The sequence below is a fragment of the Actinomadura xylanilytica genome, from assembly GCF_030283145.1.
Lineage (GTDB): Bacteria > Actinomycetota > Actinomycetes > Streptosporangiales > Streptosporangiaceae > Spirillospora > Spirillospora xylanilytica.
On sequence record NZ_JASNWE010000004.1, the window covers coordinates 605,156 to 624,707 of the forward strand.

Genomic DNA, 19,552 nt, shown 5'->3' on the forward strand with positions numbered 1-19,552 from the left:
GGAATCTCGTCAGTACTTCGCCTCCGCCCGATACTTCTCTTTGATGAGCGCATCCCGTAGCTTCTCCGCGGTGGAGCGGATCACCGTGGGGTCCATACCGGCTGCGGGGTCGTGCAACGTCGCACACCAGTCCCCCAGCAAGCCGTTCCCCCTGACCGACCGCCAGATCCGATGCCCTGGGTAGTCGGCGCGGAGTCGTGCGAGCGCCTGATCGTCTTGGTGAACCGAGCCTTGAGCTTCCGGCACAGACGGAAAGCCCGAGATGTCCGCTGCACGGAACTGCTTGGACGCCACAACGCCTCCATTGGGTAGCGAGAAAACTGCGCCGAGTGACACAGTTGGAGCTTCAAGGAACACCGTCGGCACCCGTATCCGGAGGAGCCAGCACACGGCCAACCCGTGGGCCAGCAGATGGCCCACCCGCCCAACAGGGAACGGCTCTGACCATGAACCCCCATCGCCGCGAGCAGATCGGGCCGATGCTGCGTCGTCTTCGCCAGGCCGCCGGGTGGTCCCAGGCGAAGGCAGCCGATGAACTGTGCCGGGTCAGCGGCCGTGCGACCATCACCAAGCACGAATGGTCACGCTGGGAGACCGGTCGCCGTTCTCCGACCGAGTACCTGGCGGATCTCGCGGACCTGTTCGACACTCCGCTCGCCGGCCTCCGAGCGGCCATCGAAACCACCGAGATCGCCCGGCGGTTCCCCAACCTCGCAGCGGACGCACCCGATCACACCGAAGACCTCCGGCGACGGTTCACCGCGGCGTTCACCGCCGGGGTTGCCACGGCAGCCCTCGACGACTGGGAGGCCACCGTCCAACGCTACGGAAGGGCCACCCGCGACCGGCCCGCCGCTCTGCTCGCCGCGGACCTCACCGCCGACCTCTCCGACCTGCACGCGACCCTCGACATATGCCGCTCAGCGACCGCACTGCGCAGCCTGTCGAGGATCACCGCCCACATGTCCGGGCTGATGTGCCTCACATTGATCAAACTCGGCGACCGGCAGGCCTTCCGGGGATGGGCGCGCACCGCCCGCATCGCGGCAGCCGAATCCGGTGACTCCGCCACCCTGTCCTGGGTTCTGGCCGAAGAGGCGTACGGCCACTACTACGCCGGAGACATGGCAGAGGCCGTCCATGTGGCGACAGCCGCGCAGGACACAGCCGGTGTCGGCGCGGTACTCGCCGCAGCGCTCGCCGCGCGAGCACACGCCGCCATCGGCGACCAGGCCGCCACGACCGAAGCGATCGGAGCAGCCGAGTCCCTGCTGGAAAGGCTGGACGGCTCATCCGTCGCCGAGTCCGCCTTCGGCTACAACGAAGCACAACTCAGGTTCCACGAAGGCAACGCGTTCACCCACCTGGCAACCCACCACCTCGCCGACACCGCTCCCGCGCTCACCGCGCAAGACCGTGCACTGGAGCTATATCCCGCCGCCAACTTCCTCGACCGCGCGTTGGTACACCTCGACCGCGCCGCATGCCTCACAACTGCGGGCGACAGCGCGTCCGGAACCGAGTACGCCCTCTCCACGCTGCAAGACCTGACAGACCAACAACGGCAAGGGATCATCACGGCACGAGGTCACGAAATTCTGGACGCCCTCCCCACCCCACAGCAGGCACTACCGTCCGCCCGTGACCTGAGAGACCTGCTGATGACCACGACCAACGACCAGGAGAGTCCACAACCATGACCGTGACGATCCGCCCTGCCGCCGTCGAGGACACAGCAGCCATCACCGAACTCATAGCCGAACTCAACGCCTTCTACGGCGACGCCCCCCAAGACTCGTCCGCCGTGCAGTCACAGCAAGTTCGGCTAGCTCTCTTCGGCGAGTCGCCAGCCGCATCGGTACTCCTCGCCATCAGCGACGGCCGCCCCGTCGCCCTGGCCAGCTACTCGATCCTGTGGCCAGCCGTCGGATTCACCACCTCGCTGTACCTCAAGGAACTGTACGTAGCGGAGGCATACCGACGGCAAGGCATAGGCAAGGCCCTCATGACCGCCCTCCGCAAGGAAGCACTCCAACGCGGATGCAGCCGCGTCGAGTGGACCGCCGACGAAGACAACCCCGGCGCCATCAGGTTCTACGAGACTATCGGCACAAAATCGCGAACTGCGAAGATCTTTTACCGCGAGAATCTGGCACACCAAACTGATCAGGCAGGATAGCGGTGCGGGCGCTCCAACTACTTCTGGCAATCCGGGTCTCAGTTTCCCACGTCAACAGCAGCTTTGTCGACGTCCTCGACTCCAAAGAACTTGAGCACCGGATAGCGCATTATCGATACCGCAATCGGTGCGTAAGACTTCACACTAATGATCAAGCACGGTAGGGTCTTGCTTGCGTCTTGACAGGCAGTCACCCCGAAAGGCCACCATGCCCCCGAAGAGCTATGCCGCCGTCCCCTTGCTGGCCATCACCCTGTTCGCGGCCGCATGCACCGGCGCCCCTTCCACCCCGCAAGCCGCAGGGAAGGAAGGTAAGGCGGATCTGCCCTACGGTGGACCTGCTCTGCCCGGGCTGGGGAGCAAGCCCGTATGGGGTATCAGGAGCCCTGGAGTGTCAGCGGTCCTTGCCTACGGCAACGTGGTTGCGATGTTGACAGGGCGTCAGGGGTATCAGGTGAGCGTTCTGGACGCGGCCACCGGCAAGCCCCTTCAACGGCATCAACTCACGGTGGCCGGCAACTCTACAGCGCTAGGCAGCGAACCGGTGCGTCTCTTGCGGGACACCTTCCAAGGCCGCCCGGTAGCGGTGGTGCGTTTCAAAGAGCAGGTCCCGGCCTCCGGTACACAGGGGGAACACGATCAACTCACCGACTTGGTCCTCGACTCCGAGGGCAAGCAAGTCTGGCGCACTCCCACAACAGGCGGCCGGAGCACCGACACCAGGCGCAAAGAAGGAGGGTCGTTCAACAGCGGATACGCCATCTCGCACGCAACCACGCAAGGCACCCTGGACAAGAGCCCGGAGGGCATCACCAGCTTCCAGTCGATCACGGGAGGCGGCCCGGTTCGGGTTAACTCCAGCTACGGCAATGACGACGTACACGATGTCGTCACGGACAAGGCTGTGATGACCGATGACAAAGGGTTGCTTGACGAAGGTCTCAGAGGCGTCGACCTCTCTCAGGGCGGAAAGACGATCTGGCGCAAGCCGAAGGCCGAATACGTGGGTGCATTCGGCCCCAATCTGATGATTGAAAACGGTGATCGGATCCAGCAGATCGACCCCGCTACCGGACAACGCCGCAGCGACGTCGCAGCGTCCGAGATCAGTGGTGGCTCATCTGGACTCAGTCTCGATCAGGTCGAGTCGTGGACATACGACCCCGATACGCACGCCATTAGCGCAGGCGGCCAGCGCACCCTCATCATCGATGGCGACACCGGGAAACTTCGTTCGCGCCAGGATGGACCCAACCCTCGCGAACTGACCGCGACTGCCGCCGGCGGAGGCGTTACCTTTATGGCGATCGAGCCGAAACCGGCAATGCCCACCATCGACGGTCCGGCCGAAAAGCGACCCACCAGTTTCCTCGCGCTCGACAATCGAACCGGCAAGATACTGGCAGACAATCTGCCCTTGACGGCCATCTCCATCACCGATAACAAGTACGCCCTGGTCGAGAACGACGGAAACTTCTACAGCTTCCACCTCAAGACAGAAGAATAGCCGCTTGTCCGCGTAAGCACCGGTCAGCCCGTCTCGAAGGCGCTGGCGATCAGCGCCATGCACCCGGACGGGTGATCTTCGACGGTGCAGCCGTCTGTCTGGCTCTCATCAGGGGGCACCCCGAAACGATCAGCCGGTTTCCGCTATTGACCTGCGGAAACCGGCTGTTCTCGTTCATGCGCCATGTGACATCAGGTGCCACCACGAGACGCCTTATGCCACCGTGCGCGTTCCATTTGTGTTCCAGGCTCCAGCCGCCGAGAACGTCGTCAATGCGCCCTTCCCAAACGTGGTATTGGCCAGCGATGACCTTGGCGTAGATCTTGAGCAGCACCTCCACGCTGTGGCCGGACCACTCGGCGACCTGGGTCGGCGGGACGCGGCGTCGAGCCGCAGCGAGACACCGGCGTGCCGCAGGTCGTACGGGCGTCGGGCGAGGTCCGACGCTTCCTCGGCGGGACTGAGGGTCAGCGTGCGTGCCCTGTGCCAGGTGCGCCCGTAACCGGACGGGAGCAACACTCCCCCGCGCTCGGTACGGAACAGCCGGCCGTCCGGGGCGACGCCGTACCGGTCGATGTGATCACGCAGGATCCGGACGAGTTCCGGCGGGATCGCGAAGGAACCACCGCCGGGTCTACTTCCTCCCACACCTCATCGTCTTCGGTCGGCTTCCAATCAAGACCATCGATGGGGTTGACGGCGAGACGCTTCCGTTGAACGGCATACTTGAGCACGTTGTAGAGAACGCGACGCCGCCGCGTGTAGTAGCTCGACGCAGCGGGCGTGTCGTCCAGCTTTCGAGCGCACGCGCCGAGGGCCAGCGTGATGCCCTCGAATTCGGTGAGGTCGGCGAGCGGCACAGATGCCTTACGAACCCAATTGAGAGCGGCGGCCACCTCGGCGGGGCGGTCGACCTCCCACCGATTCTTGTTGTACTCCCATCGGCGAAGTGCGCTTGGTGGCGGTGGCGATCGCCGGGACCGTGGTATTGATGTTCGCGGCCATTTCATGGCTCCCATTCATGGTCACCGGCGGCCATTCACACCGCCGATTTGTTGTTGTGATGTCGCCACCATTTCTCGATAGGGGATGGATCTCAAGTCCATCACCACACATTTTCGGTTACCCAAACGACTGGAGAGGCTTGCCTCACAAGCCCCCGGAATGAATATTCCGCCATCACCCATCGAAATGGGCTTTGACTTTTGCCGAGCCGCACCAAATTCGCACACACCGAAACGGGAGGTGGTAAACGCCCACGCCACCTCGTGACGTGCCTCCTCATCGCGGGAACCTTCACGGCGATGAGATCCCGCCCACGCCTGACACCCTCACCGAACGTGTCACCCACGGGCTGGCATAAAGAATCCGAACTACTGGCGAACACAACACCCGGGGACAGCATCTCGAAGGCAACAGCGGAAGGGTGATCAGGTCCTCAAACGGGCCATCCATGCACTAGGTATCCTCCATATAGACGAGTCGGAGTCGCCACGACCGCAAGAAGTGCACTGACCTGCACACCCAATACCCGGGCAGGGGTATCACACTAAGCGTCGCCCCCAACACCGGGCCACCCATCGGCCATGAGCCGACCTATCCCCCGCATACCCTCGCCCACCCTGTCCGCCGAGCTGAACCAGTCCAGCTCCCCAGAGACTCACCAGGTATTTCACTTCACGAGTAATCCCCGAGCGGCCCCGACGCCGGCCAATTGGCCGGGGAGCGAGCTACTGTCAACGTTCACGTGGGAGTGCACCACCCGGTACACGCGAACGCGCACCAGATGCGGGACTCCACAGCGCCGAAGCCACCCGATAGCCAGCCAGCTCCTGCCTCGCACCCTGAGACCGCGAGTGGCCCCGGCCCCCTCAACCCGCGAGGCGCAGAGCTCCGTGGGTTCTGGCGCAATCACTGATCGCTGGGGACCGACAGCGCGCCGTGACGAAGGTGCCGGATCACGGGCGGCGCTGGCGGGCGGCGCCGACAGAAGGGGCGGTGCGGTGGGCCGAGACCCCACCGCACCGCACCGCACCGCCTCATGCCGTCGGCCGTCAGGCGGCCGGGGCCAGTTCGGCGGCGTGGTCGGCCGCCCACTGCGCGAGCGTACGGCCCTTTCTGCCGGTGACCTGCTCGAACGTGGGTGAGACCGCCGGTGGCTCCTCGGCGTACTCGGCCTGGTAGCCCAGAACGAACTCGGCGATCTCCATCGGGAGCCCGGCCTCGATGTAGGCCCGGCGGGCCTGCCCGTACGTCAGTCCCTCGAACGCGATCGGGCGGCCGAGCCCGGTGCCGATCGCCTCCGCCTGCTGCCGGTGGGTGAGCGCCTCCGGCCCGGTCAGGTCGTACGCCCGGCCCGCGTGGCCGTCCCCCAGCAGGGCGATCGTGGCGATCTCGGCGATGTCGGCCTCGTGGATCGGCACGCCGACGCCGTCGGGGTAGGCGTTGCGGACCACGCCCTCCGTCCGGATGGACTCGCCCCAGAAGTCGAGCTTGTTGACGGCGAACTCGCCGGGCCGCACGTGGGTCCAGGCCACCCCGGACTTCTCGACGACCTGTTCCACCGCGTGCAGCATCTCGTAGAAGCCGGCCCGCCGGGTCGTGACGCCAGAGCTGGTCAGGGACACGATCCGGGCGACCCCGGCCGCCACGGCGCGGCTGACGAAGGCTCCCCCGAGGCCGGTCGCGTGCTCTGGATCGAAGATGCCGGGGATGAGGAACACGCCCTGTACCCCGTCGAACGACAGGTCGCCCGGTCGGTTCAGGTCACCCTGCACGACGTCGACGCCGACGGGCAGCCCGGCGGTCTCCGGGTTGCGGGTGAGCGCCCGGACGGGCCGCCCAGCCGAGAGGAGCCGATCGACTACGTGCCTGCCCACGGTGCCGGTCGCTCCGGTCACGAGGATGGTCATGGAGAACCTCTTTGTGTGGAAACCAACGATGGGTGCGGGCCCGCTGCCGAAGACGGTAGGACAGGTCCGGCAGACCTCGCACATGGAACGTTCCCACCTGGGCGTTTTGCGGCCGTTTGATCAGAGGCTCAACCGATGAGAGACACCGCCTCGTTGTCGATGGGCAGGCCGGAGTCGACCGGCGGGCCGTCGGCGACCACGCCGTACGCAACAACAGCGGGCCGAGACTGACGCGCGGGACACCGAGCGCCGACCCGGCTGTGACGCGCGGGGCTATCTTGGGCCGGCGCACTTGATGGGGGCCACACAGCTCAGTCGCACGCCCCGTCGGTGTGAATTGCGCCGATCCGGTGCCTGACCTGCACGTCCGGCCAGCGGATACAGCAACGGATCCAGTCCCTGCGGGGCGGCATAGCTAGTGCTGTGACCGAACAGGTTCGTAGTTGGAGCGGTTGGATGGGCGGTGACGTCCGTTCCGATCGCTGGAGGTGTGGTGGCCGAGCCTGTGCGGTGCGCAGACTGACCGACCAAGAAGGGCAGAAGCTGCAGCAGATCATGCGCCGGGGCAGTACCAGCGCGGTGCGCTATCGCCGGACGATGATGCTGCTGGCGTCCGCCGGCGGAAACCGCGTACCGGTGATCGCCCAGCTGGTCCAGGCCGACGAGGGCACGGGGCGGGAGGTGATCCACCGGTTCGACGAGATCGGCCTGGCCTGCCTGGACCCTCAGTGCGCGGGAGGCCGTCCTCGCCTGCTCACCCCCTGACGACGAGGACTTCGTCATCCAGGCGGCCACCACCCGCCCGACCAAACTCGGCCAGCCCTTCACCCGCTGGTCGATCCGCAAACCCGCCGCCTACCTGCGGAAAGTACACGGACGCGTCATCCGCATCGGCCGTGAAGCCTTACGATGCCTGCTGCTGCGCCGCCGCATCACCTTCCAGCGCACCAAGACATGGAAGGAATCACCCGACCCTGAACGTGACGCCAAGGTCGACCGGATCGAGCAGGTGCTGGAACGCTTCCCGGACCGGGTCTTCGCCTTCGACGAGTTCGGGCCGCTGGAGATCCGGCCCACCGCGGGCTCCTGCTGGGCCAAGCAGGGCAACCCCGACCGCCTTCCGGCGACCTACCACCGCACCCATGGCGTCACCTACTTCCACGGCTGCTACTCCGTGGGCGACGACCGTCTGTGGGGCGTCAACCGGCGCCGCAAGGGCACCGCCATCAGCCTGGCCGCGCTGAAGTCGATCCGCGCCGCCCGGCCCGACGGCGGCCCCGATCTACATCGGCCTGGACAACCTCTCGCTCATACCGGCGCGGACATCCGCCGCTGGGCGAAGAAGAACAAGGTCGAGCTGTGCTTCACCCCGACCTACGCCTCCTGGGCCAACCCGATCGAGGCGCACTTCGGTCCGCTGCGGCAGTTCACCCTGGCCAACTCGCATCATCGCAGCCATCCCGCGCAGACCCGTGCCCTGTACCGCTACCTGCGCTGGCGCAACGCCAACGCCCGTCATCCCGACATTCTGGCCGCTCAACGCCGAGAACGGGCCCGTATCCGCAGCGAGAAGGGCATTCGCTGGGGGGCGGACGCCCGCTCGACAGCGCGGCCTGACAGCACTTTGTGCACATCGCCTCCTACTCATTGAAGGATCCAGAGGTCACACTCGTGAGCATCCGTACGACGCATCGCGCTCTGCTGAGCCGTCTGCTGCCCAACGACAAACCGGACGACCTTGCAGTACGTCAGGGGCAATTCCACATCGTGGTCATTGGCTCGGACCGCGTCGTGTGCCTGCCTCGCACCCGGGCAGCGGCCGTCCGGTTGCCCGAGCGGGTGGCCGCCCTACACGCACTCGCCGGCCTCGACCTCGGCTTCCGCACACCTGAGCCGCTGTTCCAGGGCAGCGCCCACGGCGCCGACGAGGTGCCGTTCCTGGTACTCAGTCGCATTCCCGGGGAACCGCTGAAGTCCGACACACTCAACGATGCCCAAGTGGTCGACACCGTGGCGGCCCAGTACGCCACACTGCTGTCCGCTCTGGCCCGCGCCGGCACCGACGAGACGGTACGAGCGGTTCTCCCTCAGGCAGCAGAAAGCCGGTGGCGGCGGTTCGCGGAGAACGTGCGCGCGGAGCTGTTCCAGCTCATGTCCGACAGCGGGCGTCTACGGGCCGAGCGGGAACTCGCAGCACTCGATAGCCTTCCCCATGTCACTCGAGCAGTGGTGCATGGCGACCTCGGTGCCGAAAACGTCCTGTGGGAGTGGACGCACGGCCTGCCGCACCTCTCCGGCGTACTCGACTGGGACGATGTCACACTCAGTGACCCGGCCGAGGACCTCGCAGCCATCGGTGCCAGCTACGGCCGTGAACTCCTGGAACGGGTGCTCGCTCTGGGCAGCTGGTCAAACCACGGGCTCCTCAGCCGCATCGCCGCGATCCGCGGCACGTTCGCTCTGCAGCAAGCCCTCTACGCCATCCGCGACGGCGACGAAGAAGAACTCGCGGACGGCCTGGCCGACTACCGCTGAAGCACACGAGCACATCCGCTTCATCGAGCACTTCACATCATCAGCAACCGGGCGAACCTATTCGGTCACAGCACAAGGGCGTGTTTCAGAAAAGCGTTTGGCCAGTTGCGGGGCTGCGCATACCTTTCGATCATGGATGAGCTAGACCTCCTCAAGCGCTCCGATGGTCCGGTCACCCGCAGCAGGCTCGTCCGCGATCTGGGCGAGTTGGGCCTGGCCGAGGGCGACATCGTGATGTTCCACACCCGGATGTCGGCGCTGGGGTACATCGCCGGTGGCCCCCAAACGATCATCAATGCGCTGCGGGACACAGTCGGCGCCGAGGGCACGTTGATGGTCACCTGCGGCTGGAACGACGCCCCGCCCTACGACTTCACCGACTGGCCCGAGGACTGGCAGGCCGTCCTGCGTGCCGAGCACCCCGCCTACGACCTGCGGTTCAGTGAGGCCGACCACAACAACGGCCGGTTGCCCGAGGCCCTGCGCCGCTGGCCGGGCGCGGTACGCAGTCGTCACCCCGACGCCAGCTTCGCCGCTCTCGGCCCCGCGGCCCACTTCCTGATGGATGATCACCCGTGGGATGACCCTCACGGTCCCGACAGTCCCCTGGCTCGTCTGGCCGCCACGGGCGGCCGGGTGCTGTTGCTGGGCGCACCGCTCGACACCCTGACGCTCCTGCACCACGCGGAGGCCCTCGCCAAGGCGCCGGGGAAGCGGTTCGTCGACTACCAACAGCCCATCACCGTGGACGGCGAGCGCGTCTGGCGGCGCTTCCACGACATCGACTCCGAGAACGGCGCCTTCGACTACACCACGGTCGTGCCGCAAGAGCAGGAACCCTTCGCGGTCATCGCCCGCGACATGCTCACTGCCCGGCACGGACGACAAGGACAGGTCGGCACCGGAACGAGCTACCTCTTCGAGGCGGCCGACGTCGTGAACTTCGGCGTCAACTGGATCGAGAGCAAACTCGCACGATCGGCCAGCCACAGCTAGCGCCTTGGGGCATCTGGTCATAGCCACTCGCTGATCACGGCGATATGCACGGTCGCCTCATAGCTGGTTCTACCGCCGCTCCCACCTCGGCGAAGGCCGGTCACCCGATCGTGACCACCAACCCCTGATCAGAACAACGAACAGGCCCCAACTTGGAGTATCCCGCTGGACACTCCGCCCCGCCCTTCAGGCTGATCCCCGGGAACCACTCACTCAATGATCAGCCCTGAGGGTCAGACGAAGATCGTTCTCATCGATAACGGCTGTTCCGCTGCTGCTCATGCCCGAGATCGCCGCCAGCCTCGACGGGAACTGCCGGCCGTGAGCCCGCTTGAACAGCGGCGGTGAATTCCGCCCAGGCCCCTACTCGGTGATCGAACTGTCGGCGCAGCCGATCTTAATGCCCTTTTTCCAGGCGCAGCCCGTTAGCCAGACCTTATAGCCATTCCCAATGTTGCCGACGTCGATCTTTTCCATTCTCCCGTAGCTGGCGCGCTTGGTTTTACAGGTGTGGCTATAGCATACCCGGAGCGTTACGGATGCGCCGTCGCCGGGGCTATCATAAACATAGAAGAGGTCGCGGTCTTTGTTGCCGACATAGTCGTCGAAGTAGACAATTCCGTACGACTTGCCTTTTATGTATATGTCCCCGCCATACTCCATCCCTGGCTCTCGGATAGTGCCGCCGAGCAGAATATTGGAAGGCGTGCTGCTTGTGTGGGTCGAGGTGAGCGTTGCGTCGGGTGTGATATTTGTCGGCGCGGCGGAGGCTGTAGCGGGGATGAGGGTAACGAGCCCCGTGACAACGGGTGCGGCGGCAATGAGGCTGCGGGTGCGCATACTAGGCACGCTCCTTGGGGTGTTCTAGTGTGAATGCTGACCACTGGGATCTTCGAGGGCGTCTTCGCTGGGCGCCCCCCTTTCACGCCTGACTTTTCCTTGATAAAGTCCTCACGCACTGGACGCTAAGGGCTGTCCCGTAACTGATCTTGGGCATTCGGTTACGCACCAGGGTTCGGCAGGGTTGGGCTCGACGGCATGGGGATCCACCTTGGGGAAATGGGCAGCAGAGCCCCCTTGGTAGGGTGCGCCGATGTCATCGATCAAGCACTTCCAAGTCACCTTCGACTGCGCGGAACCCGAGCGGCTGGCCCGCTTCTGGTGCGAGGTGCTGGGTTATGTCGTTCCGCCCCCGCCTGAGGGGTTTGCTACTTGGGACGAGTTCAAGGGTGCGCAGCCTCCTGAGGAGCAGGACGCGTGGTTCGCCTGCGTCGACCCTTCGGGCGTCGGCCCTCGGCTGTACTTCCAGCGCGTCCCCGAAGGGAAGGCCGCCAAGAACCGGGTGCATCTCGACGTGCGGGTCGGCACCGGACTCGTAGGGAAAGAGCGCCTCGCCGCGCTGGAGGCCGAGTGCGCACGGCTGGTCCCGCTCGGGGCGGTACACGTTCAAACGCTGTACGACGGCAATGACTCGTGCATCCCGATGCAGGACATCGAGGGCAACGAGTTCTGTATCGACTGAGCATCCTTCGAGCCGGCGAGCCCCCCCATTGGACCTCTCTGGTCCAGTGAGGGGCGGGAGTTACCCCGTGAGGGCGAGGTTGTGCAGCCGGGCGATGCCGAGCATGGCGGTGTGGACGCCATCGCCCTTCAGGCGGCAGTCACGAAGGATCTTCCAGGTCTTCATCCGGGCAAAGACGTGCTCGACGCGGGCGCGAACCTGCTTGTGGGACTTGTTGTGGGCCTGTTTCCAGTCGGGTAGATCCTCATCTTTGCGGCGGCGGTGCGGCATCACGAGCCCGGTACCCGGGTAGCCGCCGTCAGCGATGGTCATCGTGTTGCCGACGGCAGCTTTCGCACCGGACTCCGCCCAGGCCCGGCAGTCGTTGCGATTGCCCGGCAGCGGCTGTCCGACCACCACGACCTGGCGGGTGTCGGCGTCGATGACCACCTGATGGTTGGTGGAATAGCGATAGTTCTTCGACTGCTCGGCGACGTTGTGATCCCGGGTGGGCACCAGGGTGCCGTCCACAATCAGCACCGCATCCTTGGCGAACCGCTGGCGGGGATGCAGCGCAAGCCTCGGGCCGAAGTCGGCGATCACCCGGTCCGCGGCCGACTTCGACACCCCGAATAGTGGGGCCAGTTGCCGCATCGTCAAGTTCGTCCGCCAGTACGCGGCGACCAGCAGCACCCGGTCCTCCAACGACAGCTTCCACGGCCGCCCCCGGCCCGGGGAGTCGGCATCTTCACGGCGCAGCGCGGTCACCAACTTGCCGAAGGCGCGCGGGCTCAGCCCTGTAACGGGGCTATCCAGAACGGCTCGGACGCCGTGATCACACCTGACACGGGCAAGATCATTGCAGAGCAAGATCACTTACGGGACAGCCTTTAGGGCATCTGGTTATCGCTTCGTTAAACCTCGCCGACGCCCCCTCCGCGTACAACCTGAGAGGACCATCAGAGCTCAGCGTGATCACGCTTCCTGCGCCCGGAACCGAGCCCGGACAGCACCGCGGGCAGCGGTGCCGCGTCGGCCCCAATGCCACCGGCAAGTGGTTGACCGCCTCCTTGGAGCACTCCGGGGAACAGGTCATCGCCGCGGCGTTCGACCAAGCCGTCGCCCGCGATCCCGAGCACCGAAGATGCTGGATAGTCCTGGTCGACGGTGACCGCCACCAGCTCGACCTGGTTCACCGGCAGGCCGAGCGGCACAGGTGGACGTCCACATCGTGGTGGATTTCATCCACCTCGCCGAGTACGTCTGGAGGGCGGCGTGGTCGCTGCACACCCCGGCGACCCGGCCGCCGAACGGTGGGTCGCGGTCCAGCTGGCGCACCGCCGCGCACCTGCGCGACCTGCCGATGGACGCCCGCGTGCTCCCCAAAATCGACCGGCAGATCCTGCTGTTCGAGCGCTGGTCTCGCCACCGCCTCGCCCAGATCGACGACCCCGAGCATGCCCGGCTACTCCGCCAGTTCACGACCTGGCGTCTGCTCCCCGAGCTCCACGGTCAAGCGGCGCGCGGCCCGCTCACCAACGGATCACGCAACACCGCCGCCGGACGCTTCAACATCGCCGAGACCTTCCTGAACTGGCTCGGCGGCCGCGTCCGCCGACTCGACCAAGCGGCCCAGACCGACATCGACGCATGGCACGTCGAGCGTCCCGATCCCGGGCGGCTCCATGCCTTCCTGAAATAGGCGATAGCCGGTGGACACATGCCGCGCCTGCAACTCCCCACCGCCACCCGAAACGACCGGCCCCCGATGAGCCAGGACCGCCGCCTGGCCCTATTCCGCCAGTTCCTCACCGACACACAGATCCCGCTCCGCACCCGGGTCGCCGCCTGCCTCGTCCTGCTCTACGCCCAGCCGGTCAGCCGCCTGGTTCGGCTCGCCGTTCACGACGTCGTCCAGGACGACGGACAGGTATCCGTACGCCTCGGCGACCCGCCCACTCCGGTACCCGAACTGTTCGCCGCGATGCTCGTCGACCTGACGGCCAACCGCGCCAACATGAACACCGCCACCAACCCCGACAGCGACTGGCTGTTCCCCGGTGGCCGCGCCGGCCAACCCCTCTCGCCCGGCGCGCTCCTGCAGCAGCTGCGCGCGCTCGGAGTCCCGATCACACAAACCCGCACCGCGGCCTTCCGACAACTCGTCCTCCAAGCCCCGCGCCCGTCGTCGCCCAAGCCCTCGGCTTCCACCACAGCACCGCCACCAAGCACCTCGCCGCCGGCGGCGGAACCTGGCACCACTACCCGGCCACCCGCCCCTCACGCTGACTAGGGGTTGAGGAACCGGCGGACAGCCGTTGGCGCTGAGAACGATCTTGACCGGCGTTCCGGCCCAGCGTGGCTCACGCAAGTGGCGGACCGCCGCGCTCAGCAGGATGGGCCGTCGGACGTCTTTCCTTGTAGAGGCTTTCAACGGAGGGCGGCTTAGCGCGTGCTGAAAGTGGATTTCTTGTCTCCTCCCCTGAAAAGGGGCGGGGCGGATGGGGGCAGCCAGGCGGCCCTGTCCGCGTTGTTCCAGATGCATGGGGGCCAGCTGGTCCGTACGGCCGTCCTGCTCACCCGGGACGACGGTCTTGCCGAAGAGGTGGTGCAGGAGGCGTTCCTCGGTCTGCAACGCCGCTGGCTGCGCAAGGGCCCGCCGGAGAGCCCCGAGGCGTACCTGCGAACGTCGGTGGTCAACGGCTGCCGGTCCGCGCTGCGCCGCCGCACGGTTGCGGCGCGGGCCAAGGTCGTGCACCCCGTGCCCGAGGCGTCGGCGCTGCTGCGCGAGGAGCAGGCGCAGGTGCTCGGCGCGCTGGACGGGCTCCCCCGGCGGCAGCGCGAGGTCGTTGTGCTCCGCTTCTACCTGGGACTGGACGACCAGGAGATTGCCGCCGCCCTCGGTGTGAGCCGCGGCACCGTTTCCTCGACCATCTCCCGCGCACTGCGCAGCCTTGCCGAACTGCTGAGAGGACAGGAATGAACACCGATCTGGAGAACCGGCTGCGGGAGGCGTTCGATGCCCGTACTGCCGGGGTGCCACACCCGGCCGAACCCGCGTGGGCGGCCGCAGGGCGGCCGCGCCGCCGGTTGTGGACACTCGTCCCGGCCGCGGCGGTCACGCTCGTCCTACTGCTCACCGGCACGTTCGTACGGGTGACGCTGGACGACGTGGGCGAGGAGTTCGACCCCGCCATCGGCATGGGGCCCGTCAGGCCCGCCACATCGCCGCGGTTCGCGGCCTGGACCGACACCGAAGCGCACAAGGTCGAGATCGTGGACGTCCCGTCCGGGAAGGTTCGGGGGACGCTGACGCCACCTGCGGGCTACGACCGTTTCTGGACACCGATCACGGCGGCGGCCGACAACCGGACGTTCTTCTTCACGGTCGTGCAGGGCGAGCAGGGCCGGATGCGCGTCGCCCAGGTCCACCTCGACGACCAGGGCCGTCCCGGACGGCCCGTGCTGGTCGCGCAGGCCCCGTCGGCCGCCGACCTGCGGGTCGTCGCGACGCCGTCCGCCGCCCCGACGGGCCGGCCGTCGCCCTGGGCCGGCATCGACATGATCGCGGCCTCACCGGACGCCACCAGGCTGGCGATGGTGACCAGCAGCAAGGACGGCGAAGCGCTCGCGGTTTGGGACCTGCGGACCGGGAGCCATCGGCGGTGGAACGTCCCGACCCCCGTCCAGTCGATCGCATGGGACGCCGGCCGCCTGCGCTGGGCCGGCGCGTCCTCCGCCGGGATCCTGGACCCGGAAGATCCGGCGCGCACGGTGCGGGCGGATCGGACGTTCCCCGAACGCAACGACTCCGACATGCCCCTGCTACTGCCCAGTGGCGACCGGATCGTCCTCCTCACCGCGGGCGACGAGGCACGGCTCACGCTCCTGCCGGCCCGCTCAGGCAAGGCACCCGTCGTCCTCGACCGATGGCGGTCGGACAGCTATGACCAGCTAGTGGCCGACTCCACCGGACGGCACCTGCTCTACACGCGAGGCCACCGGATCGAACGAATGGACCTCAGGACCCGCAAGCACTCCCCGACTTCCAGCAAGGTCACCAAGATGGACCCGACGCTCAGCTGGTGACCCGCTGCAAGCCGGGGCGCACAAGAAGGCGCCCGTCCGCCCGACTCGTGACGATCACGAACCACCGAACGAAAAGTCACGCCAACGTCAGCCGCGACGCCCCCACTGGCCGTGGATTCTCGTTCCGATGCTCGTCCAACCCCGCATGCCCCGCAAGGAGGACCAACCCACCAGCGAAGACCCAAAGTGATCAATGCATTACGAAGCGAACGTTGCAACCGGTCATTAACTCAAGATCATTCTCAGCGCCGACCGCTGTCCGCCGGTCCCTCAACCCCGGAATACGACACGGTCGAATACGGCAGGGTGCCGGTCCAGCCCCGCGCGAGCGGGGGTGGACCGACCTGCAGCCACAGCGGGAGCCCTTGGCCTGGGTTCTCCCCGCGCGGAGACGGTCCGCCGCCGCGAACTTGTGGGCCGTCCCGGGCGATCTCAGGGAGAACCGTGTCCCCTGGAGGTTTGTGCATGAGGGTTCGTTGCGCGGCCGTCGCCGTTCTCGCCGGTGTCGTGGTCGCCGGGGCGGGGTGCTCCGGTTCCGGTGTTGAAGACTCGCCCGGGATCGAGCTGGATCGGACGACGAGCGCGTCCGGGACGAAGCCGATCGGGGACGTCGGGTTGCCCGCTGGGACGTTGCGCGAGCTTTGGCGGGCCGATGTGCCCAGGGTGCCGTCGCCGGATCCGGCGCGTACCGAGTTCGTCGCCGGGCAGGTCGTGGTCGTCTCCAACCGGGGGCTGGACGTCCTGGACGCCAACACCGGCGAACCGCGCTGGCATTACTACGAGAAGGCACGACTGGTCGCCGACTACGCGGTCACGGCCGGCGCCATGGTGGTCACCACGGTTGCCGCTGACCAGCGCGGTGAGGCGGACCTCGCGGATGATCAGAGCATGCGCACCACCGGCTTGGACGCCCTCAGCGGACGCACGCTGTGGAACAACGACGGCCTCCAGCCCGTGACGAACGGCCAGAAGAAGGGGTACGAGCCGCTCGCGTCCGCCAAGGCCGGTGTGGCCCTGTTCGTAGGCCGGGACGCGAAGAAACCGGGGCTTGTCGCGGTGGACGCACGTACGGGGAAGGATCGCTGGGCCTGGGCTACCGGGTCCGTCCGCTATTGCACGTTCCAGCCGCACGACACCGACGGGAGCCTGCTGCTGGTTGCAGCGTCCTGCGGAGGCGAGGAATCGCTGTATGCGCTGGACCCCTCCTCCGGTGCTGTCCGGTGGAAGAAGTCCACGGGTGGGAGCAGGTGGGCTGCGCTCACCCGGAATGGTGTCACGCTCGTCAACCGCCTGGGCAAGAACACGATGTCCACGCTTGTCACCGCGAATGGCAAGGAGATCTGGAAGCTGGCGGATGAGGACCTCGTGGCCACCGAGTTCGCCGTGGCCCAGGGTCGCGCTGTTCTGGCCGTGAGCCGTGACGCCTCGGGAATGGGCCAGCGGCTCGAATTCGTGAACGTACGCACCGGAAAGGTGGACAAGCACGTCAACGCCCGGGAACACGCCGGTCTTGTGACTGCGGGCGGCCACGTGTACGGGGTGCGTAAGTGGCCCGGCGAGCGCGATGGGGACGCGTCACCTCGCCACATGCCGGATGCACTCGACGTGATTGATCCCGCGAAAGGCAAGGTCACCACGGTCAGGCTGCCGTTCACCGCGAGCGGCCATCAGTTCAACCCCGGCCTGAAGCCTACGCTGATCCATGGCGACCGCCTCCTCCGTGCCGAGCAGGTCGGGGACGGTTTGCGGCTGAGCTTGTACGGACCCGGCGAATGACGCGGCGAAACAGTGGACCCGTCCTGGCGGTCGCCGTTCCGGGGCTCGGCCGATCACCATCGGCGACGGCGACGGCGACGGCGGGATTCAGATGATGGGCGGGCGGCCGAGGCGGGTCATCGTCCACACCGTCCGCCATTTCATCGGCGTACGCGGCCCGCAGCCCTTCCGGCATCCCTCGAAGAACCCGCCCCACCATGCCCGCGCCCCGGCCAGTGGAGGGCGCCTGACCATGGTGACCATGATCCACATCCCCAGGTAGACCGGGATCAGCACGGCGGGCAGGTGGCGGCGGGCCAGCCACACCCTGTTGCGGGCCGTGGTCCGGTAATACACCGCGTGCCGGGCCGGGGACGTCCGGGGATGCTGAAGAACCAGGTCGGGCCGGTAGTCGATCCGCCAGCCCGCGTCCAACGCGCGCCAGGCCACATCGGTCTCCTCGTGCGAGAAGAAGAACTCGTCAGGCCAGTCACCGGTCTGCTCCACCACCGTCATCCGCACGGCGTTGCCGCCGCCGAGGAACGTGGTCACCGGCCCGGCCGTCATCGGCCCGGTCGCCCGCAACCTGGGAACGTGCCGGCGCTGGGTCTCGCCGGTCTCGTCGGCGATGCGGAACCCGACGATCCCCAGCTCCGGATCGGTGAACGCCTCACGGACCCGTCCGGCGGTCTGCGGGTCGGGCAGCAATCCGTCATCGTCCAGGTACATCACCACGTCGATGTCGCCACGGGCCGCCAGCGCCTCCAGCGCCTTGTTCCGGCCGCCGGACACCCCGAGGTTGGTTTCGAGTTCGATCCCCTGCACCCCGTCGGGGAGAGGCGGCAGCGCGCACCCATTGCCCACCACGACCACCGGCACCGGCGGACCGTCCTGGACGCGGACCGACTCCAGCAGCGCAGCGAGCTCGACGGGCCGTGTCCCCATCGTCAGCACCGCCGCCCCCACCCGCACGGGCGACCCGCCGGACCGGACCGGCAGGGTGTCTGTAGATGGCATCGGTGACGTCTGCACGAGCGACTCCTGGCAGTACGCGAGATGGAGTGGCGGTGAACTCCGCGTCTCTGGATGGTAGCCAGCGCGGGGCCGGTGTGCAGGTGGTCAGGGGTTGGGCCGCGTGGTGGTGGGGGCGGGATCCTCAGAGGAGGGCGGTGTTCGGTCGGTGTCCGGGGTGAGTGCGGCGTGCAGGCGGGCAAGGCGTGTCGCCAGGTCCCGGTGACCGAGTCCGGCGGTTCTCCGGTCGAACTGGTCGGTGCAGTGCCGGTAGAGGGGCAGGAGTTCTCGCTGGAGCAGTTCGGCGGCTGCCGGGTCGTCGAGGCCGTTGGCCCGCCATCGCGCGGCTGAGGCCACCAGGGTGCTGGAGATGTTCGGTGTGGCGGTGTACCAGCGGGCGGCGTCGTTGTTGCGGGCGAGTCGGCCGGTGGCGACCTGTAGAGCAGGCGCACGGGGAACAGGACGGCCTTGGTGACGGCGCGGGCGCCTTGCCCGGCCAGTGCCGTGGGGGCGTTGAGCATGCGCAGGTAGGCGGGGTCGCCGAACTTGGTCGCCGCGAAGGTGGCGCTGTCCAGGACGAGGTCTGTTGTGGTGGGCCGGGCGCAGTGGGCACGCCGGTCGGTGCCGTGCAGCAGCACGCCGGAATCGAGCAGGTCGAGCCGGTCGGTTGCGGGGAAGCGGCCGGCCTCGGTGCCGTGGGCCAGGTGTTCCTAGTCGCTCCAGAAGACGGAGAGACGGTCGGCCAGGGCGTGGTGGGCCGAGCCCGCGTACTGCCGGACGGTGTCGCGGCGCACCATGTCGATGGTCGAGGCCACGGTCTCGTCGGCGCGGTCGACGACCAGAGCCAGGTCCACGTCGCTGACACTGGGGACGAAACCGCCGTGAGCCAGGCTGCCGATCGCGAACGCCGCGGCCAACCGGCCGTCCAGCCTCGATTCGGCCTGGCCGACCGCGGCCCGCAGGATGTCCTGCCCCACCGGATGGGACACGTGCTCATCGGATGAGCTGGGGATCACGCTCGACTCCTGTCTTCAGACCGGGATGTGTCAGTCTTTCTGCTGTGGCTC

General features: G+C 67.1%; 21 protein-coding genes and 1 pseudogene. 14 read left to right on the top strand and 8 right to left on the bottom strand.

The genetic code is table 11. From position 1 onward, the window contains the following. Nucleotides 1-9: 9 nt before the first annotated feature. Nucleotides 10-294 carry a hypothetical protein gene (locus tag QP090_RS26630; RefSeq protein WP_285942142.1) on the bottom strand — a complete coding sequence of 95 codons (285 nt, stop codon included), beginning with the start codon at nucleotides 292-294 and terminating at the stop codon, nucleotides 10-12. A gap of 152 nt (nucleotides 295-446) precedes the next feature. Between QP090_RS26630 and QP090_RS26635 the strand changes: the two genes are divergently transcribed. The 3 genes from QP090_RS26635 to QP090_RS26645 all read left to right on the top strand — a co-directional run bounded on the left by QP090_RS26635 (nucleotide 447) and on the right by QP090_RS26645 (nucleotide 3,686). Then, a complete protein-coding gene (locus tag QP090_RS26635; protein WP_285942143.1) occupies nucleotides 447-1,700 on the top strand; it encodes a helix-turn-helix domain-containing protein in 1,254 nt (417 codons plus the stop codon). Further along, on the top strand, nucleotides 1,697-2,179 hold the full coding sequence (locus QP090_RS26640) for a GNAT family N-acetyltransferase (protein WP_285942144.1): 483 nt from the start codon (nucleotides 1,697-1,699) through the stop codon (nucleotides 2,177-2,179). The genes QP090_RS26635 and QP090_RS26640 overlap by 4 nt, the downstream gene beginning before the upstream one ends. Before the next feature lie 391 nt (nucleotides 2,180-2,570). Next, nucleotides 2,571-3,686, top strand: a complete 1,116-nt coding sequence (locus tag QP090_RS26645; RefSeq protein WP_285942145.1) for a hypothetical protein — start codon at nucleotides 2,571-2,573, stop codon at nucleotides 3,684-3,686. Between the two features lie 49 nt (nucleotides 3,687-3,735). On the opposite strand, the gene QP090_RS26650 is transcribed toward QP090_RS26645, so the two are convergent. Together QP090_RS26650 and QP090_RS26655 are read right to left on the bottom strand one after the other, a co-directional pair. Next, the gene (locus QP090_RS26650) at nucleotides 3,736-4,020 is read right to left on the bottom strand and encodes a hypothetical protein (protein WP_285942146.1); all 285 of its coding nucleotides are present in this window, start codon (nucleotides 4,018-4,020) and stop codon (nucleotides 3,736-3,738) included. A gap of 1,720 nt (nucleotides 4,021-5,740) precedes the next feature. Then, nucleotides 5,741-6,598 (bottom strand): NAD(P)H-binding protein, encoded by an 858-nt coding sequence (locus tag QP090_RS26655; RefSeq protein ID WP_285942147.1) that lies wholly within the window; start codon nucleotides 6,596-6,598, stop codon nucleotides 5,741-5,743. Nucleotides 6,599-7,108: 510 nt separating this feature from the next. On the opposite strand from QP090_RS26655, the gene QP090_RS37725 reads away from it, so the two are divergent. The 4 genes from QP090_RS37725 (at nucleotide 7,109) to aac(3) (ending at nucleotide 10,129) form a co-directional block, all read left to right on the top strand. Beyond that, entirely contained in the window at nucleotides 7,109-7,363 is a 255-nt protein-coding gene (locus QP090_RS37725; RefSeq protein WP_285942148.1) for a helix-turn-helix domain-containing protein, read from the top strand. A 244-nt stretch (nucleotides 7,364-7,607) separates the two neighbouring features. Next, nucleotides 7,608-8,249 (top strand): transposase, encoded by a 642-nt coding sequence (locus QP090_RS37730; RefSeq protein ID WP_285942149.1) that lies wholly within the window; start codon nucleotides 7,608-7,610, stop codon nucleotides 8,247-8,249. 20 nt (nucleotides 8,250-8,269) lie between these two features. Further along, a complete protein-coding gene (vph, locus tag QP090_RS26670; RefSeq protein WP_285942150.1) occupies nucleotides 8,270-9,133 on the top strand; it encodes a viomycin phosphotransferase in 864 nt (287 codons plus the stop codon). Between the two features lie 132 nt (nucleotides 9,134-9,265). After that, nucleotides 9,266-10,129 carry an aminoglycoside 3-N-acetyltransferase gene (aac(3), locus tag QP090_RS26675; RefSeq protein ID WP_285942151.1) on the top strand — a complete coding sequence of 288 codons (864 nt, stop codon included), beginning with the start codon at nucleotides 9,266-9,268 and terminating at the stop codon, nucleotides 10,127-10,129. A gap of 363 nt (nucleotides 10,130-10,492) precedes the next feature. Here the strand turns inward: aac(3) and QP090_RS26680 are convergent, their stop codons facing one another. Then, complete coding sequence (locus QP090_RS26680; protein WP_285942152.1) at nucleotides 10,493-10,969, bottom strand: hypothetical protein; 477 nt, start codon at nucleotides 10,967-10,969, stop codon at nucleotides 10,493-10,495. A 253-nt stretch (nucleotides 10,970-11,222) separates the two neighbouring features. Between QP090_RS26680 and QP090_RS26685 the strand changes: the two genes are divergently transcribed. Then, complete coding sequence (locus tag QP090_RS26685) at nucleotides 11,223-11,651, top strand: VOC family protein (protein WP_285942153.1); 429 nt, start codon at nucleotides 11,223-11,225, stop codon at nucleotides 11,649-11,651. Between the two features lie 60 nt (nucleotides 11,652-11,711). On the opposite strand, the pseudogene QP090_RS26690 reads toward QP090_RS26685, so the two are convergent. Both QP090_RS26690 and QP090_RS26695 read right to left on the bottom strand, forming a co-directional pair. Beyond that, nucleotides 11,712-12,478, bottom strand: a pseudogene (locus tag QP090_RS26690) (transposase). Between the two features lie 111 nt (nucleotides 12,479-12,589). Beyond that, nucleotides 12,590-12,844, bottom strand: a complete 255-nt coding sequence (locus QP090_RS26695) for a hypothetical protein (RefSeq protein WP_285942154.1) — start codon at nucleotides 12,842-12,844, stop codon at nucleotides 12,590-12,592. A gap of 17 nt (nucleotides 12,845-12,861) precedes the next feature. Between QP090_RS26695 and QP090_RS26700 the strand changes: the two genes are divergently transcribed. The 5 genes from QP090_RS26700 (at nucleotide 12,862) to QP090_RS26720 (ending at nucleotide 17,495) form a co-directional block, all read left to right on the top strand. Continuing rightward, nucleotides 12,862-13,332 (top strand): hypothetical protein, encoded by a 471-nt coding sequence (locus QP090_RS26700; protein ID WP_285942155.1) that lies wholly within the window; start codon nucleotides 12,862-12,864, stop codon nucleotides 13,330-13,332. 66 nt (nucleotides 13,333-13,398) lie between these two features. Then, entirely contained in the window at nucleotides 13,399-13,923 is a 525-nt protein-coding gene (locus QP090_RS26705; RefSeq protein ID WP_285942156.1) for a hypothetical protein, read from the top strand. Nucleotides 13,924-14,100: 177 nt separating this feature from the next. Continuing rightward, entirely contained in the window at nucleotides 14,101-14,613 is a 513-nt protein-coding gene (locus tag QP090_RS26710) for an RNA polymerase sigma factor (RefSeq protein WP_432763079.1), read from the top strand. Further along, a complete protein-coding gene (locus QP090_RS26715; protein ID WP_285942158.1) occupies nucleotides 14,610-15,719 on the top strand; it encodes a hypothetical protein in 1,110 nt (369 codons plus the stop codon). The genes QP090_RS26710 and QP090_RS26715 overlap by 4 nt, the downstream gene beginning before the upstream one ends. Before the next feature lie 465 nt (nucleotides 15,720-16,184). Beyond that, nucleotides 16,185-17,495, top strand: a complete 1,311-nt coding sequence (locus QP090_RS26720; protein WP_285942159.1) for an outer membrane protein assembly factor BamB family protein — start codon at nucleotides 16,185-16,187, stop codon at nucleotides 17,493-17,495. A gap of 87 nt (nucleotides 17,496-17,582) precedes the next feature. On the opposite strand, the gene QP090_RS26725 is transcribed toward QP090_RS26720, so the two are convergent. Continuing rightward, entirely contained in the window at nucleotides 17,583-18,491 is a 909-nt protein-coding gene (locus QP090_RS26725; protein ID WP_285942160.1) for a glycosyltransferase family 2 protein, read from the bottom strand. Nucleotides 18,492-18,674: 183 nt separating this feature from the next. Here QP090_RS26725 and QP090_RS26730 point away from each other — a divergent pair, with 183 nt between their 5' ends. Next, entirely contained in the window at nucleotides 18,675-18,836 is a 162-nt protein-coding gene (locus tag QP090_RS26730) for a hypothetical protein (RefSeq protein ID WP_285942161.1), read from the top strand. Nucleotides 18,837-19,195: 359 nt separating this feature from the next. On the opposite strand, the gene QP090_RS26735 is transcribed toward QP090_RS26730, so the two are convergent. After that, on the bottom strand, nucleotides 19,196-19,501 hold the full coding sequence (locus tag QP090_RS26735) for a hypothetical protein (RefSeq protein WP_285942162.1): 306 nt from the start codon (nucleotides 19,499-19,501) through the stop codon (nucleotides 19,196-19,198). Nucleotides 19,502-19,552 lie beyond the last annotated feature (51 nt).